The following is a 15,879-nucleotide window of genomic DNA, read 5'->3' as shown; positions in this document are numbered from 1 at the left end:
TTCTCTCCTCTCCGGGGTATACGTGTGAGACGGTTCCCCCGCCCGATGCCGCGAAACCGGACGCATCGGGTGGCCCGCGTCGCGTTTGGCCCGACGGCCCGGGGGGATCCGCAGAGGCATGGCAGGAGCAGCAGCGGAAGAGCGCCGGCTCGCCACCGTTGTGGCGAGCTGGCAGCAGCGTCCCGTGCTGGTCGTCGGGGACGCCATGCTGGACGAGTGGCGGTTCGCCGAGTCGGAGCGGCTCTGCCGGGAGGCACCCGCGCCGGTCCTCACCCTGCGGCGGCGGATCTCCGCGGCCGGCGGTGCCGCCAACACGGCGGTGAACGTGGCGGCGCTCGGCGGCCGGGTCGCGCTCGTCGCCCCGGTCGGCGCCGACGTGGCCGGTGACGAACTGCACGACTGCCTGGACCGGGCGGCGGTCTGGGACCGTACGGTGAGCCAGCCGGGCCGGCACACGCCGGTCAAGCGGCGGATGCTCGCGGGCAACCAGATCCTGCTCCGCGAGGACTCCGGCAGCCCGGAGGACGGGCTGGACGCCGACGCCGTGGCCCGCCTGCTCACCGCGCTGCACTGCGCCACCGAGGAGCTGCGCGCGGTGGCCGCCGGGCAGCCGGTCACGCTCGTGGTCTGCGACTACGGCCTGGGCGCGCTGCCCTCGGCGGTACGCGCCTGGCTGGTCGCCAACCGCGACCGGTACGGCACAGTGGCGCTCGACGCGCACGACCTGGCCGACTGGCGCGGGCTGAACCCGACTGTGGTGACGCCGAGCTTCGCCGAGGCGACCCGCCTGCTGGCCCGCGCCGCCGCCGGTTTCGCACACGCCGAGCGGGACGCCGTACCCCATGGAAGTGACCTGCACCTGGACCACCCGGCGGAGGCCGACGGCCCGTCCGAGCTGATGGTGGGCGCCGCGCCCGGTGGATCCGGCGACCGCGCGCCGGGTGGCCCGCACCCGGCCCCGGGCACGCCCGCCGCGCAGGCGCCCGCCGGCCCGACCGGTGAGCCGGTGCCCGGCGAGGAGCGGGTGGCGCTGACCGGGGACGGGCTGAGCGTCACCGGCACCGGCGTGACGGTGAGCGCGGCGGCCGGCGCCGGCGTGGACCGGGCCGTGCTGGCCGAGTCCCGCCTGCCCGAACTGCGCGCGCACACCGGCGCCGACGTGGTGGCGGTGACCCTGGACACCGAGGGCGCGGTGGTCGGCGGCGCCGAGGGCACCCCCCGGCGCAGCCACAGCACCCCGGTCCCGGCCAGCCACGCGGTGGGCGCCGGGGACGCCTACCTGGCGGCCATGACGCTGGCGCTCGCCGCCGACGCGGGACTGCCCACCGCCGCCCAGCTCGCCCAGCTCGCCGCCACCATCACGGTGGCCGACACCGGCACCTGCGTGTGCCGGCGGCAGGACCTGCTGGCCGCGCTCGGCACCGGCGCGGACGAGGGCGGCCACCCGGCTCTGGTGGGCGCGGACGAGCTGGCCGCGCTCGTGGACGAGCACCGGCAGGCCGGGCGGTCGGTGGTGTTCACGAACGGCTGCTTCGACGTGCTGCATCCCGGGCACGTCCGCTACCTGACGCAGGCCCGCGCGCTCGGCGACCTGCTGATCGTGGCGGTCAACTCGGACGGCAGCGTACGGCGGCTCAAGGGCCCGGACCGGCCGGTCAACCCGGTCGAGGACCGGACCGCCCTGCTGGCGGCGCTGGCCTGCGTCGACCACGTGGTGGTCTTCGAGGAGGACTCCCCGGCCCGGCTGATCGAGGCGGTCCGGCCCGACGTCTACGTCAAGGGCGGCGACTACCCGCCGGAGATGGTGCCGGAGGCACCGCTGGTACGGCGGCTGGGCGGGCAGGTGCGCACGCTCGGGTACGTGCCGGACCGCTCCACCTCGGCGATCATCGACCGCATCCGCGCCCAGTCGCACAGCATGGGCGAACGCACCGAGCGGAGCGAGGGCCGTGAGGTCATGCCCGGCGAGCACAGCATGAACGAACGCACCGAGCGGAGCGAGGGCCGTGAGGTCATGCCCGGCGAGCACAGCATGAACGAACGCACCGAGCGAAGCGAGGGCCGTGAGGTCATGCCCGGCGAGCACAGCCCCGCCGTGGGCGAGGGCAGGCCGGCGTGACCCGTCCGCTCGACCCGGGCACGCCCGGACGGTTCCGGCAGCACCGGCGGCTCGACGTGCTGATCCCCACCCGCAACCGGCCCGCCGAGCTGGCGGTCACGCTGTCCGGGCTGGCCGCCCAGGAGGGCGTACCCGGCTTCGGGGTGGTCGTCAGCGACCAGTCCGACGGCGAGCCCGCGTACGCGCACCCGGCCGCGGCCACGATGGTCCGGGCGCTGCGCCACCGGGGGCATCCGGTGCTGCTGACCCGGCGGCTGCCGCGGCGTGGCCTGGCCGAGCACCGGTCGTACCTGCTGGCCCAGTCGGCGGCCGACGCGGTGCTCTGCCTCGACGACGACGTGTGGCTGGAGCCGGGCGCACTGTCCCGCCTGGTCACCGCACTGGACGAGCTGGGCTGCGGGTTCGTCGGCAACGCGGTGCACGGGCTCTCCTACGCCGACGACGTCCGCCCGGACACGCACGAGCACTACGAGGAGTGGACCGGGCCGCCGGTGCCGGAACGCATCCTGCCCGGCACGCCGGAGTGGCACCGGGCGTCCATCCACCCGGCGGCGAACCTGCTGCACATCACCGAGAAGCTGCACCTCGCGGCGGGCGAGTGGCGGGCGTACAAGGTGTCCTGGATCGGCGGGTGCGTGCTCTACGACCGGGCCAAGCTCGTCGACTCCGGCGGCTTCGACTTCTGGGAGCGGCTGCCCGAGCGGCACCAGGGCGAGGACGTGGCCGCGCAGCTCGCGGTGCTGGAGCGCCACGGCGGTGCCGGGGTACTGCCCAGCGGGGCCTACCACCTGGAGTCGCCGACCACTGTCACCGAACGCGACGTGGAGGCGTGGGAGGTGGTGCTCAGCGAGTCACCGGCGGAGGTGTGAGCAGCTCGCGGGCCGCCTCGACCACCTCGGCGACCGGCACGTCGGCCACGAACGACACCCGGTGCGGACACTCGCCGTCGCCCGGCCGGTGCGGGTAGATCCCGGGTGTGCAGTCCACGCCGCACACCGGGCAGTGGGTGGTCCAGGCGGCGATCGGGCGGTGCCGCCCGCGCAGCGGCGACGCCCCGTTGATCAGGTTGCCGACCCAGAACACGCCCACTGTCGGCGCACCCACGGCGGCGGCCAGGTGCAGCGGGCCGGTGTCGTTGGAGACCACGAGCGCGCAGTCCGCGTAGGCGGCGGCGAGCGCGCCCAGGCTGAGCGTGCCGACCTGGGGACGCACCGGCACGCCGGCCGCCGCCACCACCGCGTCGACCGTCTCCTGCTCGGCCGGGGTGCCGGTGACAAGCACCTCGTACCCGTCTCCGGTCAGCTCGCGGGCGACCTCGGCGAAGCGTTCCGGCGGCCAGCGCCGCCGCGTGTCGGTGGCGCCCGGGTGCAACGCCACCCGGGGCCGGGTGGCTTCGCCGAGCACGGCGGCGGCCTCCGCCCGGTCGGCGGCGGTGACCGCCAGCGCCGGGGTGATGGTGGTGGCCGGCGCGCCGACCAGCGCGGCCACCTCCAGGTAGCGGATCACCTCGTGCTGGTAGTAGACGTAGCGCAACCACCGGTCCAGCGGCGGCGCGCCCTCGGCCCGCAGCCCGGCGGTGACCCGGGCGCCGAGCCCGGCCACGAGCGGGTTCGAGTTGCCGCCGCCGCCGTGCACCTGCAACGCCAGGTCGAACCGCTCGGCCCGGGCGGCGGCCTGGAACGCCGGCACGTCGCCCGGCGACTCGCCGGGCCCCGGGTCGCGGATGCCGGGCGCCGCCGGCACCACAAGCACCCGGTCCACCGGGCCGGGCCGGTCGCGCCAGAGCGCCGCGTGCCACGGCGCGCCGAGCAGCACGATCTCCGCCGACGGGTACGCCGACCGCAGCGCGTCCAGCGCCGGCAGCACGAAGATGAAGTCACCGAGCGCGTTCGCGCGCAGCACGGCGATCCGCTCGACGTCAGGGACTCGCTCGCCGACCGGTCCGAGCACCGACGAGTCGCGGCGCGGCGGCAGACGCGCCGAGCTGGAGTCGTCGGACGGGCTGGTCACGCGGCTCCTACGGCCTGTCGATCTCGTCGAGCGCGGTGTCCGGGTGGTGCAGTTCGCGGTCCGCGGCCGGGTCGGCGGGCATCGGCGTACGGTCGGCGGCCGGTCGCGGGCCGGTGCGGCCGACGGTGATGGTGCGCGGCGCGGGCCGGGCCGCCCGGGGCAGGCGCACCCGGAGCAGGCCGTGGTCCATCACCGCGTCGATCCGGTCCGGGTCCACGCGGGACGGCAGGTCCACGCGGTACTCGAAGCCCCGGGTGGTGAAGCCGCCCGGGATGCCGTGGTCGGCGTTCACCTCGGCCTCCGACCGCGCGCGTACGCACAGTTCCCGGTCGTCCAGCTCGACGGCGACCTCCTCCGGCGCGACGCCGGGCAGCCGGACGACCACCTCCCAGCCGTCGGCCGTCTCGGCCAGGTCCACGTCCTGGCCGCCGGACCGTCCGCCGACCAGCCGGCTCAGCTCCGAACGCAGCGACTGGAGCTCGCCCATCGGATCCCAGCCCTGCTGGCGGCCACGCCAGCCCCGTCCGCCACTCTGTTCCGTCATCGCACGTCTCCGATCCGCCGTGTCGCCGAGGGGGGTCGCAGCGAGCTGGGCGCGTTGAGATCGTGCTCCGGGTCGACGCCGACACCGAGCCGGTCCACCAGTTCGCCGCCGAGCCACGCGCTGACGCCGAGGATCGCCAGGGCGACCACCTCGATGGCGACGAGCGCGCCGCCGGCCGCCCGCGAGTCCGCGTTGAGCCGGACCACCCAGACGGCGGCGAACAGCAGGATGACCGCCACGTTGGCGGCGGCGTGGGTGAGCCCGACCCGCTTGGCGCGGGTGCCGGCCGGTAGGGCGAGCAGGTCGAACGCCCCGGCCGCCGCGGCCAGCAGGCCACCGATCAGACCGACGGTGATGTTCCAGTACGCGACCTCGGCGAGGAAGCCGGGCCCGCCCACGGTGTCCACCAGGTCGAAGATCACCGCGGTCACGAAGAGTGCCACCGGGAACATCACGAGCATCGGATGCACGGGATGGCCGAGCACCTTGAGTCGGCTCTCCATCTCGGCCTCCATCCGTCGCGTCCGGACGCACGCTGCGCACCGGTCCCTACCCGTCGGCCCCGGGGGCAAACCCGGCGCTCGACGCGCTCACCTAGGCTGACCATGGCGGATCGCGGCCCGTCGCGGGGCGGAACCGCCGTCGAGGTCAACGGACGGGGGAGGAAGACGTGACGATCCGGGAGATCACCGACGAGGCGGAACTGCGTGACGTGCTCGGCACGCCGACCGCGCGGGCGCTCGCCAAGGAACGCCGTACGCTGCACGAACGCGACCGGGAGTGGCTGGCCGCCTCGCCGTTCTGCCTGCTCGCCACCGCCGGCGCGGACGGTGCCTGCGACGTCTCCCCCAAGGGTGACCCGCCCGGCTTCGCGCTGGTGCTCGACGACAGCACGATCGCGATTCCGGAGCGGCCCGGCAACCGGCGGGCCGACGGCTACCGCAACATCCTGGCCAACCCGCACGTCGGGCTGATCTTCCTGATCCCCGGCCGCACCGACACCCTGCGGATCAACGGCCGGGCCCGGCTGATCTCCGACGCGCCGTGGTTCGCCGACATGGAGGTCAAGGGCCACCGGCCGGTGCTCGCCGTCGAGGTCGCGATCGAGCAGATCTTCTACCACTGCGCGAAGGCGTTCCTGCGTTCCGAGCTGTGGAAGCCGGAGACGTGGCAGCCGGACGTGCTGCCGACCCGGCCCCGGCTGATCAAGGAGGTGGAGGCCCCGGCGGAGAGCCTGGCCGACCTGGAACACCACTACGGCCCGGACTACGCCCGGAAGCTGTACGTCTGACTCACTCCTGCGGGGTGAAGCGCGCCGGCACGCCGACGTCGGACAGGGCGCGGGCGAGGTGCGGTGCAGTGGTCTTCACGTACGCCGCGCCGATGTGCGAGCCGCCCCGGTAGATGAGCACGTTGCCGAACACCACCGGGCACCTGTCGGTCGGGCAGACGGCGTCGAACAGGTCGATCATCTTGACCTTCGGCGCGCCCGCGACCGCCTGCCGCTGCATCCGGTAGCCCGGGTCCTGGTCGTGGCGCTCCCTGTCGAACGCGCAGGCGGACAGTCGCTTGCGGTTCTTGTCGGCACAGGCCACCGCCGCCCCCGGGTGCGGGTTGTTCGCCAGGACGACGACCTTGGTGCCCACCGAGTCGAGCTTCTTCCACGAGGCCCGTACGCCGGACACCATCGCGGCGACGGTGGCGCGCTTGCTTGCGCTGTCGAGGGCCGTGGACGCCGACTGCGAGGTGACCACGTAGTCGGGGCGCTCCTGCACCAGGCGTTCCAGCAGCGCGCGGTTCCACTGGATGCAGTCGGTGTAGGGCTTGCCGGACCCGTCGCCCTTGAGCACCTGGGCACTGGTGAAGGCGCATCCGGCCTTCGCCATGATCCGCAGCTTCCAGCCGTTCTGCGCGGCGAGCACCTGGAACGCGGGCAGCCACTGGTCCATCTTCGAGTCGCCGACCAGCGCGACGGTGGTGGCCCCGTTCGGGTCGCCGTACGTGCAGGACAGCACCTCGGCACCCTCGACCTGCTGGAAGCACTTGTCGCGGTTGGTGTCCGGCACGTCCATGAAGCCCTGCCGGATCTGCAGCGGATCCGGGGTGATCACGTCGAACCGCTCCGGGACCGGACCGATCGGCGCGGTGCCCGGTGCTGTCGACAGGAGCGCGGCGCCCGGGGCGTACCGGCTCTTGGTGGTGGTCGCGGCGGCGGCCCACGCGCCCATCAGCACCAGGACCAGGCCGGCGCAGATGCCGGCGAGCGTGAAGTTGCCGCCCAGGCTCAACGCCAGACGCGGCGACGTGGAGATCTTCCGCGAGTAGCGCAGCGGGTTCTCCACCAGCCGGAACGTGAGCCAGGCCGGCACCACCGAGGCGAGCGCCACCACCAGGCCCTGCGTCACCGACAGGTCGCCGAAGTGCGCGGCGGCCACCACGAGCATCGGCCAGTGCCACAGGTACAGCGAGTACGACAGGTCACCGATCCACTGGAACGGACGCAGGCCGAGCACCATCACCGGCCCCCGGGAGCCGGCTGCGGCGCCGGCCGCGATGACCGCCGCCGCGCCCAGCGTGGGCAGCGCCGCCGCGTATCCCGGCCACGCGGTCTTGCCGCTGACCAGCAGCGCCGCCGCCACGATCGCGACGAGGCCGAGCCACCCGAGGACGAGCGCCACCGACCGGGGCATCCGCGCGGCGCGGACCGCCAGCAGCGCTACCGCCGCGCCGACCGCCAGCTCCCACAGCCGGGTGGTGGAGACGAAGAACGCCCGCTCCGGCGAGTTCGCCGTCTCGACGATCGACCAGACGAACGACGGCACCGCCAGCACCGCGAGACCGGCCCACAGGACCGGCCGTACGTTCGCCCGCCGGAGCTTGCGCGCGGCGAGGAGGGCCAGCACGATCAGCAGCGGCCAGAGCAGGTAGAACTGCTCCTCCACGGCGAGTGACCAGAAGTGCTGCACCGGCGACGGCGCGACGTCCTCGGCCAGGTAGTCGACAGCGCGGTCGGCGAACCGCCAGTTGACGACGTAGGTCGCCGCGGCGGCGATGTCACCGCCGATGACCTGCCACTCACCCCGGGGTACGAACAGCCGGACCGCGACGGCGGTGGCCGCCAGCACCACCGTGGCGGCGGGCAGGATCCGCTTGGCTCGGCGCGCGTAGAAGCCGGTGAGCGAGACCCGCCCGCTTCGCTCGATCTCGGAGATGAGCTGCCCGGTGATGAGGAAACCGGAGATCACGAAGAAGACGTCGACGCCGACGAAGCCACCGGGGATGAACGGCAGCCCGGCGTGGTAGAGCAGCACCAGCCCCACGGCGACGGCCCGGAGCCCGGCGACGTCGGCCCGGAACCGGCTCGGCGTCGTCTCCCGGCCCGGCTCGCGCCCGGTCGCCGTACCGGCCGGCCCCTGGTCCGGTGAGCCCTCCCGATCGGCAACCTTCGTCAACGGCGGGGAAGTCATCGCGATCCTCAAACTCTGCGGGCTGGGGCCAGGGAACGATAACGGCTCGTCAGGCGGGGGGACAATCACGCCGCTCCGCCTCGATCGCATCCGGTGGGTGGCCCGGGCCTGCGATGAGGTTGAATCGGCGACGTGGCGAAGACCCTGACGATCACCACCCGGAACGCGAGCTTCCAGCAGTGGCAGGCGCTGCTGACCAACCGCACCAAGCGGCAGCGCTCCGGGGAGTTCCTGGTCCAGGGGGTACGCCCGATCACCGTGGCCCTGGAGCAGGGCTGGGAGATCCGCGCCCTCCTGCACCCGGACCGGCAGCCCCTGTCCCGCTGGTGCCGCGACCTGCTCGACCGCGCCGACGCCCGGCGGGTCGCGCTCGCGCCGGAGCTGATGCGGGAACTGAGCGGCAAGGAGGAGGAGTCCCCCGAGCTGCTGGCCGTCGTGGCGCAGCCCGCCGACGACCTGGCCCGCATCCCGGCCGGGCCGGCCATGCTCGTGGTGGTCTTCGACCGCCCCAAGACCCCCGGCAACATCGGCACCCTGATCCGCTCCGCCGACGCCTTCGGCGCCTCTGGCGTGATCGTCACCGGCCACGCCGCCGACCCGTACGACCCGAAGGCGGTCCGGGCCAGCACCGGGTCGCTGTTCGCCGTACCCGTGGTGCGCGTCGCCAGCCACCGCGAGATTCTGGACTGGGTCGCCGCGGTCCGCGCGGACGGGCTGCCGCAGGTCCAGATCATCGGTACGGACGAGCACGGGGACGTGGACGTCGCCGAGCACGACCTGACCGGCCCCACTCTCCTGCTGGTCGGCAACGAGACGCACGGGCTGAGCAAGGGCTGGCAGGAGGCCAGCGACCGGATGGTGCGCATCCCCATCGTGGGGGCGGCGAGTTCGCTGAACGCGGCGGCGGCCGGAACGGTGGCGCTGTACGAGGCCGCGCGGCAGCGCGCGAAGCAGCGGTAACCCGAGAGGGCCGGGCCGATTCCGACATGGGTCGGGATGGGGACCGGCCGTCCAGGCGACTGTCGATGCCGACCGTCCCGTCGGCATCAACACTGATCGGTGAATGGTCACCGGCTCGGTGGATGTCGGCGACGCTGCGTACAACTAGCTTCGGAGACGGCCCACACGACGACTCGGCGATCCGGCAAGGGGTGCCATGACCGATCACGAACCGGCTGCGGGAGCGTGGGACCTGACCTCGCTGCTGTCCACGCAGCCGGCTCCCTCGGCGGATCCCCCGGCAGCCGAGCCGCCTCCCCGGCCGGCCACGCCTCCCCGCCCCGAGCAGGCCCCGGCCGCCGACACCCCGCCCGCCGACACCCCGATCGTCGACACCACGCCCGACGACACCACGGCGCCGATCACGCCCGCCGAACCCGCCTCCTCGCCGTCGCCGGCGGCGGATGCGGATGCGGAAAGCACTCCGGTGTGGATCCGGGATGCCGCGACGACGCCCGCGCCGGACGCCCCGCCGAGCCGGTCCGTCGACCAGCCGGACCAGCCGGTGTACCCGACCGTCCCGAACCGGCGTGTGGTGCTGGTCGGTGGCGCCGTCGCCGCGGTGCTCCTGGCGGCGGTCGGCGGGGTCACCGCCGTGACGATGGCGAACCAGGGCGACCGGCAGACGCAGCCTCCGGCCGCTGCCCCGTCGCCGCCCGACGCCGGGTTCACCGAGTTCCCGGCCACGACCACCACCGGCGATGCGCCCGTGCCCGAGTCCACGCCGGCCGAGCCGGGCCCCGAGCCCTCGACCGACCCGGCGACCGGGCCGGAGGCCGAAGCGCTCGAGCAACTGGAGCAGCTACGCCAGCAGGACGCCCTCACGACGGTGTTCGACGGCCGGTTCGTCGCACAGCTCGCGTCGAAGAGTGTGGGCATCGTGGATCCGCTTCAGACCACCGCCGCCGGTTCGCACACCTTCACCGCGGCTGACATCCTGGCCGAGCACCTGGCTCTGCGGTCCGCCCCGAGCCGGGGCACGAGCGTGGTGCTCGTACTCAGCACCGACTTCGGCAAGCGGCAGCTCTACCAGGGCAACCCCCTGTGGGTCACGTTCGCGCTCGGTGACTTCCCCACCCGGGAGTCGGTCCAGCGCTGGTGTGCGAAACGGTTTCCCGGACTGACCGGGGAACGGCTGACCAACCAGTGCACGGCACGGAAACTCGAGGCGCACCAGTGAGTGACGTTCCACCGTGGGCGCGCGCTCGGCGGCGTACGGGGACGAAGCCGTCATCCCCGCCGCCACCGACGAACAGGCGGCGTGTCCTCGGACCGGCCGGCGACGCGGACCCGGCACACACCGGACCACCACCGTTCGACGGAGCCGGCTCCGGCAGACGGGCACCCGGCCCGGCCGGAGCCGGGCCGCCGAGCGGTGAGCGCACCTCCACCAGCGCACCACCAGCGTCCGCACCGCGACCACAGACGCCCACCACAACGGCCGGTCCGCTCGTGGGAGTCCTGCTGGGGCCGGTCCAGCCGGATGTCGAGACCCGCCGGTTCCGCGGCGCCATCGTGCTCTCCTGCGCTGCCGTGCTGACGATCGTGCTGACCGCGGTGCGTGCCGCCCTGGGCACCCTGGACGGCGTCATCGTCGCCGCCGGACTGCTCGTGCCGCTCGCGCTGGCCGCCGCCGGCCTGGCCGCGGCGCGGCTCAGCCGCCGGTACGCACGCGGCAGGCAGGACGGCGACGTCACGGTCCGCCGGTTCCGGATCCGGTCTCCCGACGGCGGAACCCATTGGTACGCGCTCCAAGGCAGCGTGCCCGACGAGGCCCTGCGCGCCGGTGACATCGTCCGGGCCCGGCGGGGCAGGCGGGGCCGGCGGGCGGACGTGGCGGTGGTACGCGAACTCGACGTCCTCGCCACGCTGGAGGGCCCGGTGATCCGGCACGTCCGGGGCCGGGCCGGCAGCGCGTATCTCGTGCGGGCGTGGATCGACCGCCTCTGCCTGATCGTCGCGTCGCTGGTCGGCGGCGGCGCCCTCGTGCTGGCAGCCGGCCTGCTGGCATGAGTGCACGCGCCCGCCGCACCGGGCGCGGGCTCAGTCGCCGAACACCACCACCCGCCGGCCCTGCGCGGGGCCGCCGGACGGGCCCGCGGCGGCACCGGGCGCCCGGCCCGCCGGCACCGCCCGTTCCCGGCCCCAGCCACGGATCTCCTCGATCTGCTCCGGGTTGGTCCGGCTGAGCGGGAACGTGTTGGCGAACGTGTCGGTGACGAACTCGCTGCGCAGGGCGGCCGCCCCACCGTTCAGCATGACCTCGGCGCCCACCTCGTGCAGGGCCGACTCGATGTCGCTGCCGGCGAACCCGTCGGACATGCCGACCAGCTTGTCGAGCAGTTCCGGTTGCGGCTCCTGCCCGACGTAACGCCGGTAGTACATGGCGATGATCTCGCGACGGTCCTCGTCGTCCGGCAGGTCGACGAAGAACAGCTCGTCGAACCGTCCCTTACGCAGCAGCTCCGGTGGCAGCGAGCGGACGTCGTTCGAGGTGGCGACCACGAACACCCGGTGCGCCGACTCCTGGAGCCAGAACAGGAACTGGCCGACCAGGCGGCGGCCCACACCGGTGCTGTCGTGCTGACCGGCGAGGCCCTTCTCGATCTCGTCGATCCAGAGCACGCAGGGCGCCACCCGGTCCGCCGTCTCCAGCGCCTCCCGCAACCGGCCCTCGGACTGGCCGACGTACTGGCCGAGGATCGCGGCGAAGTCGAGACGGTAGAGCGGCAGGCGCCACTCGCCGGCAATCGCCTTGGCCGACAGCGACTTGCCGCAGCCGGGAACGCCGACCAGCAGTACGCCCCGCGGCGGGCGCAACTCGCTGCCGCGCAGGTCGGCGACCATCAGCTTGTGCTTGCGGCGTAGCCAGTCCCGCAGGCTGGTGAGCCCGCCGACCTGGCGGTCGGCTTCTCTGAGGCGTACCCGTTCCAGGCCGGCCAGCGACCCGAAGTGCTTGTCCTTGAACTCGGCGAGGTGCTCGACGTCGCTGGTCTCGACGCTGCCGCGGGTCACCAGCGTGGCCATCACGTTGATCGCGGTGCCCTCCGGCACCCCGACCAGGAACTCGGCCGCGCGGCGGGCGTCCTGCTCGGTCCACGTGATCGGCACGATCCCGTGGTGGTCCCGCAGGAACTCGACGATCACCTCGTACATCTCGTCGGCGTCGGGCAGGTCCAGCGTGACGGACATGCCGAGCCGGCTCAGCCCGCTCCACATCGGGGTGTCCGAGATGACCACGAGGCTGCCGGAGTTGGCGTCGGCGAGCCGGGCGAGCTCGGCGACGTGCCGGGTCACCGAGTTGTCGCCGCTGAGATCCTCCGGGTCGACGAAGATCACGGTGGCCTGCGCCCGGCTGGTGAACTGCTGCGCGGCGAACTCGAGCGCGCCGGTCAGCGACCGGTCCTCCAGGGCCGGAGTGTTGTGCCGCAGGTCGCGTACCCCGGTGGCACGGGTGTAGATCCAGAACGGGAGCGCGGACCGTTTCGGGTTGGTCGCCATCTGCCGGACCAGGCGCAGCGCGCGGGTCTGCTCGATGGTGCGCACCCCGATGATCGGCACCCGGGCGGCGATGTAGCTGTCCAGGTCACGCAGGGATTCGGCGTAGTTCGACACGATGCCTCGGCTTCGTCAAATGATCACCCGGCGCGTCGGCCGGTGCGTGGGGGCGATGTCCCAGCCACCCCCGGGGGCGGCCGGCGTGGTGGTGAGGGCGTTCTCGCGTACGGTGCGCAGCCGGGCCTCGACGGCGGCCCGCGGCGTGCCGGTGCGTTCCAGCCGCACGATCTGGTCTTCGAGCGACGTCTGCAGGGACCGCACCTGGGCCTCGATCGTGTCGACGAGTCGTTGGCGCAGCTCGCCGGGGAGTCCGGGGTGTCCGGCGACCGCCCGGATGGGCGCCAGCCGGGCCCGCGCGTCGTGCATGGCACGGGCCGCGGAGAACTCGTCCCGGGCCCCGCTCAGCTCCCGCGACAGCAGGTCGGCACCCGCTTGCAGGCGCTGCGAGAGGGCGTCGGTGAGCCGGAGGACGAACCGTTCCCAGTTGTCGCCGTGCAGGTCGTCGTCGGCGATCGCGGGCAGGGTCGCCGGATCCGGGGTGGCGCCGGCGGCCCAGTTCTCCAGGAAGGCGGCCCACGCGGCGTAGTGGCCGCCGGTGGCGTACACGATCAGCTCCGCCGTGAACGCTGGACCAGGATCTCACCGGGCGGCAGGGGATCCCACGACGGCAGGCCCGTGACCATCCGGCGGACCCGGCTGGTGGAGCGGGGCTGCTGCGGCGCGGACTGGCGTGCCCACGGCACCGTGGCGTCGCCGGTGCGCTGCCCCGGTACTGACGATGCGGTCGGGTCGGGTTTTCCGGTCACCTCAGGCTCCTCCGGTGGCATCTGCTTCGCCGGCCACCCGGCGTTCGAAGGGGGACGCGGCGGCGCCCGACCGGGACAGGTCCTCGATGAGCGCGCGTACCGCTGGTTCCTTGCTGTCGGCGGCACGGAACGCGGTCGACCAGTCGGTCACCTCCGCGCTCGCGGCACGCAGTTGCAGGATCGAGTCGTGCTTGGCCTTGGCGATGAACCGGGCCGCCTCCTGCTGCCGGGTCGCGGCCGTCTGCGATCGCACGTAGAGCACCAGGAACCAGATGCCCGCGGTGGCCAGACCGAACAGGATGCCGGCGGCCTGCAGGCAGAGCGTGAACACGACGAGCACGGCGGCGCTGACGATCCCGGGAATGATCGACTGCTTCATCCAGTCGAACCCGAGACTGGCCAGGTACGGCTGGGAGGTGCGGTCCCAGTGCTGGGCGAGCGACTGCTCCAGCTCGGGAAGCGGCCTGGTGAACGAGCCGACCCAGCGGGGTAACTGGAAGACGCGTGCGCCTGGGTTGTGGGTGCTCTGGAACACCGCTTCGACGTTGGCCGGCAGGCCCTGCCGGTAGCTCATGCTGAACTCGGCGTGCGCCGTGGCGAACCAGTCGTGGCAGAACGCCACCGCCATCCGCTGCGTCGATCGGGAGACGCCGATGCCGGCCGGGTTGAGCGCCGACTCGGACTGGATGGTCAGGTAGTCCAGCGTGGTCTCCAGGGCCGCGAGGTCGGCCGGCACATCCTGCTGCGCGGCGGCCAGGTCACCCTGGTGCCGGATGATCGCCTCGTTCAGCGCGTAATCCCGGCGCAGCGGCAGTTCCTCGTCGTCGTACTCGTTCACCAGCTGGTCGAGGATGTCGTCGACGGCGTCCTCCAGCTGACCGGCCACCACGGGCTCCTCCGCCGCCAGCGCCGCGTACTTCGTGATCAGGTTCTGGTGCGCGTCGGCCCGGGCCAGCGCCTCGGCCATCGCCGGGAACTGCGGCGAGAGCGCGGCGAGGCGAGGGAACCGCTCCGGCGTGGGTGCCGCCACGTGCCGCTCGACCTCGGCACGCCACCGGTCCACCTGGGCCCGCCGCATCGCGTCGTCGTCGAGAAGCTGCGCCTGCCAGGCCTCCAGCCGCTCCTGCACCATCTCAAGGCCGGCCGGCCCGAACGCCCCCTGCGCGACGCACTCAAGCACCACCGCGAAGTGCCGGCCCAGCCTGGTCGGGTCCTGCGCGGCGAGGTACTGCCGCAGCCAGCGCACCGAGCTCTCCCGCCGGCCCTGCCGGCGCAGGACGAGCGCCATGAACAGCGACGTACGCCCGGCTGAGCGCCGGAACGCCTCCTGGATCGCCCGGTCGCACAGATCCGGCTCGTCGCCGGCCCACGCACCCAGCGCGACCAGGGCCGGAGCCAGCCAGTACCGGGGATTCTGGATCATGAGCTGCTCGCTGACCGAGCGGACGGTCTCCTCGGAGAGCAGGCCGACGTCGAAGCCCTGGAGCACACCGACCGCCGAGCGGCGGACCACCTTGTGGTGGCCGAACTGATACTCGAGCCGGCTCTCGATGGTGCCCTTGTTGGTCAGCGCGTTCTGGAGGTTGTCGGCCTTCCGCGCCTCCAGCACGAATCGCTGGAAGTCCGCGATGAGCCGGGCCAGCTCGTTGTGTGTCTCGTCGGCACGCTGTCCCACGCTGGCCACCTGGCCGCTGACCAGGTCGATGCGGGTGTTGAGTTGCACCGTCAGGTTCTCGAGGCGGCTCAACTGGCGGGACAGGGCCAGGTCGTTCGTGCTCACGATCGTCCTTCCGATCCGCCGACGACGGAGCCGTCGGGCAGTACGGGATGCAGGGTGCCGCTGGCGTAGACCTCGATGTACGCGTACGCGCCGGTCCGGGCGAGCATCCGCGCCTGCGCGAACGGCTCCGGCATCACGTCGCCCGGGGCGTAGTGCTCGACGATGGAGTGGAACAGGTCCAGCCGGTGGTCGACGTACGGCGGACCCAGATAGCAGGTGGCGACGAAGCCGAGCGGCACGTCGCCGAACTCGCGCTCGTACTCGTCACGCACCCACTTGGCCAGTTCGGCCCGCGCGCCGGCGTCGAGGTGACCGTCGAGGCGCCGGACCGCTTCGAAGAGGCCGGCGTGCCGCCGCTTGCGCGTGTCCCGGCTGGTGGTCTGTCGTTGACGACCGAGTCCGGTGACGTCGAGCTTCGCGTTCAACGGCGCCTCGACCCGACGCCGGTGTGCGGATTCCATTATTCCTGGACCTCGGATTCTTCCAATTCGGAACGTGTACGCCAGACTTCGTCGTATCGATACGGATCGCAAGGCCCATCGCGCCACCTTCGCTGATCCAGATGAATGGACCACCCTCGCATGATCGGTGGGGAC

At 73.2% G+C, this 15,879-nt stretch carries 15 protein-coding genes; 6 read left to right on the top strand and 9 right to left on the bottom strand.

Annotation, left to right across the window (positions count from 1 at the left end):
• Positions 1-118 precede the first annotated feature (118 nt).
• Together rfaE2 and ACGFIA_RS10370 are read left to right on the top strand one after the other, a co-directional pair.
• Complete coding sequence (rfaE2, locus tag ACGFIA_RS10375; RefSeq protein ID WP_393259540.1) at positions 119-2,119, top strand: D-glycero-beta-D-manno-heptose 1-phosphate adenylyltransferase; 2,001 nt, start codon at positions 119-121, stop codon at positions 2,117-2,119.
• A complete protein-coding gene (locus ACGFIA_RS10370) occupies positions 2,116-2,988 on the top strand; it encodes a glycosyltransferase family A protein (RefSeq protein ID WP_357387530.1) in 873 nt (290 codons plus the stop codon). The genes rfaE2 and ACGFIA_RS10370 overlap by 4 nt, the downstream gene beginning before the upstream one ends.
• Here ACGFIA_RS10370 and ACGFIA_RS10365 read toward each other — a convergent pair.
• From ACGFIA_RS10365 to ACGFIA_RS10355, 3 genes are read right to left on the bottom strand one after another with little or no spacing between them, the layout of a single operon-like run.
• Entirely contained in the window at positions 2,963-4,129 is a 1,167-nt protein-coding gene (locus ACGFIA_RS10365) for a glycosyltransferase family 9 protein (protein ID WP_393259538.1), read from the bottom strand. The genes ACGFIA_RS10370 and ACGFIA_RS10365 overlap by 26 nt on opposite strands.
• A gap of 7 nt (positions 4,130-4,136) precedes the next feature.
• A complete protein-coding gene (locus ACGFIA_RS10360) occupies positions 4,137-4,673 on the bottom strand; it encodes an Hsp20/alpha crystallin family protein (protein WP_357387528.1) in 537 nt (178 codons plus the stop codon).
• Positions 4,670-5,176 (bottom strand): DUF2231 domain-containing protein, encoded by a 507-nt coding sequence (locus ACGFIA_RS10355; RefSeq protein ID WP_357387526.1) that lies wholly within the window; start codon positions 5,174-5,176, stop codon positions 4,670-4,672. The genes ACGFIA_RS10360 and ACGFIA_RS10355 overlap by 4 nt, the downstream gene beginning before the upstream one ends.
• A 167-nt stretch (positions 5,177-5,343) precedes the next feature.
• Between ACGFIA_RS10355 and ACGFIA_RS10350 the strand changes: the two genes are divergently transcribed.
• Positions 5,344-5,964 (top strand): pyridoxamine 5'-phosphate oxidase family protein, encoded by a 621-nt coding sequence (locus ACGFIA_RS10350; protein ID WP_357387524.1) that lies wholly within the window; start codon positions 5,344-5,346, stop codon positions 5,962-5,964.
• Between the two features lies 1 nt (position 5,965).
• Here the strand turns inward: ACGFIA_RS10350 and ACGFIA_RS10345 are convergent, their stop codons facing one another.
• Entirely contained in the window at positions 5,966-8,140 is a 2,175-nt protein-coding gene (locus ACGFIA_RS10345; RefSeq protein WP_357469787.1) for an acyltransferase family protein, read from the bottom strand.
• A gap of 132 nt (positions 8,141-8,272) precedes the next feature.
• On the opposite strand from ACGFIA_RS10345, the gene ACGFIA_RS10340 reads away from it, so the two are divergent.
• The 3 genes from ACGFIA_RS10340 (at position 8,273) to ACGFIA_RS10330 (ending at position 11,152) form a co-directional block, all read left to right on the top strand.
• Positions 8,273-9,100 (top strand): TrmH family RNA methyltransferase, encoded by an 828-nt coding sequence (locus ACGFIA_RS10340; RefSeq protein ID WP_393259535.1) that lies wholly within the window; start codon positions 8,273-8,275, stop codon positions 9,098-9,100.
• A gap of 196 nt (positions 9,101-9,296) precedes the next feature.
• Positions 9,297-10,319, top strand: a complete 1,023-nt coding sequence (locus ACGFIA_RS10335; RefSeq protein WP_357469784.1) for a hypothetical protein — start codon at positions 9,297-9,299, stop codon at positions 10,317-10,319.
• Positions 10,320-10,591: 272 nt separating this feature from the next.
• Positions 10,592-11,152 (top strand): hypothetical protein, encoded by a 561-nt coding sequence (locus ACGFIA_RS10330; RefSeq protein ID WP_393259533.1) that lies wholly within the window; start codon positions 10,592-10,594, stop codon positions 11,150-11,152.
• Positions 11,153-11,182: 30 nt separating this feature from the next.
• On the opposite strand, the gene ACGFIA_RS10325 is transcribed toward ACGFIA_RS10330, so the two are convergent.
• Genes ACGFIA_RS10325 through ACGFIA_RS10305 form a run of 5 tightly spaced genes read right to left on the bottom strand, consistent with a single transcriptional unit; the run spans position 11,183 to position 15,744 of the window.
• Positions 11,183-12,754 (bottom strand): AAA family ATPase, encoded by a 1,572-nt coding sequence (locus ACGFIA_RS10325; RefSeq protein ID WP_357469778.1) that lies wholly within the window; start codon positions 12,752-12,754, stop codon positions 11,183-11,185.
• Positions 12,755-12,769: 15 nt separating this feature from the next.
• Complete coding sequence (locus ACGFIA_RS10320; protein ID WP_357387512.1) at positions 12,770-13,303, bottom strand: hypothetical protein; 534 nt, start codon at positions 13,301-13,303, stop codon at positions 12,770-12,772.
• 2 nt (positions 13,304-13,305) lie between these two features.
• Positions 13,306-13,503 carry a hypothetical protein gene (locus ACGFIA_RS10315; RefSeq protein ID WP_357469775.1) on the bottom strand — a complete coding sequence of 66 codons (198 nt, stop codon included), beginning with the start codon at positions 13,501-13,503 and terminating at the stop codon, positions 13,306-13,308.
• A 1-nt stretch (position 13,504) separates the two neighbouring features.
• On the bottom strand, positions 13,505-15,283 hold the full coding sequence (locus tag ACGFIA_RS10310; RefSeq protein WP_357469773.1) for a hypothetical protein: 1,779 nt from the start codon (positions 15,281-15,283) through the stop codon (positions 13,505-13,507).
• The gene (locus ACGFIA_RS10305) at positions 15,280-15,744 is read right to left on the bottom strand and encodes a hypothetical protein (protein WP_357469770.1); all 465 of its coding nucleotides are present in this window, start codon (positions 15,742-15,744) and stop codon (positions 15,280-15,282) included. The genes ACGFIA_RS10310 and ACGFIA_RS10305 overlap by 4 nt, the downstream gene beginning before the upstream one ends.
• Between the last annotated feature and the right edge of the window lie 135 nt (positions 15,745-15,879).

The organism is Micromonospora sp. NPDC049203 (assembly GCF_043197215.1).
In the GTDB taxonomy this organism is placed as follows: domain Bacteria; phylum Actinomycetota; class Actinomycetes; order Mycobacteriales; family Micromonosporaceae; genus Micromonospora.
The sequence above is the reverse complement of the archived record's forward strand: the minus strand, read 5'-3'. Positions and strand labels throughout refer to the sequence as shown.

What these genes read in the sequence shown, in the direction of transcription:
- rfaE2 (WP_393259540.1), top strand. Translation starts at nt 119, where the DNA reads ATGGCAGGAGCAGCAGCGGAAGAGCGCCGGCTCGCCACCGTTGTGGCG.
- ACGFIA_RS10360 (WP_357387528.1), bottom strand. Translation starts at nt 4,673, where the DNA reads ATGACGGAACAGAGTGGCGGACGGGGCTGGCGTGGCCGCCAGCAGGGC.
- ACGFIA_RS10355 (WP_357387526.1), bottom strand. Translation starts at nt 5,176, where the DNA reads ATGGAGAGCCGACTCAAGGTGCTCGGCCATCCCGTGCATCCGATGCTC.
- ACGFIA_RS10345 (WP_357469787.1), bottom strand. Translation starts at nt 8,140, where the DNA reads ATGACTTCCCCGCCGTTGACGAAGGTTGCCGATCGGGAGGGCTCACCG.
- ACGFIA_RS10335 (WP_357469784.1), top strand. Translation starts at nt 9,297, where the DNA reads ATGACCGATCACGAACCGGCTGCGGGAGCGTGGGACCTGACCTCGCTG.
- ACGFIA_RS10305 (WP_357469770.1), bottom strand. Translation starts at nt 15,744, where the DNA reads ATGGAATCCGCACACCGGCGTCGGGTCGAGGCGCCGTTGAACGCGAAG.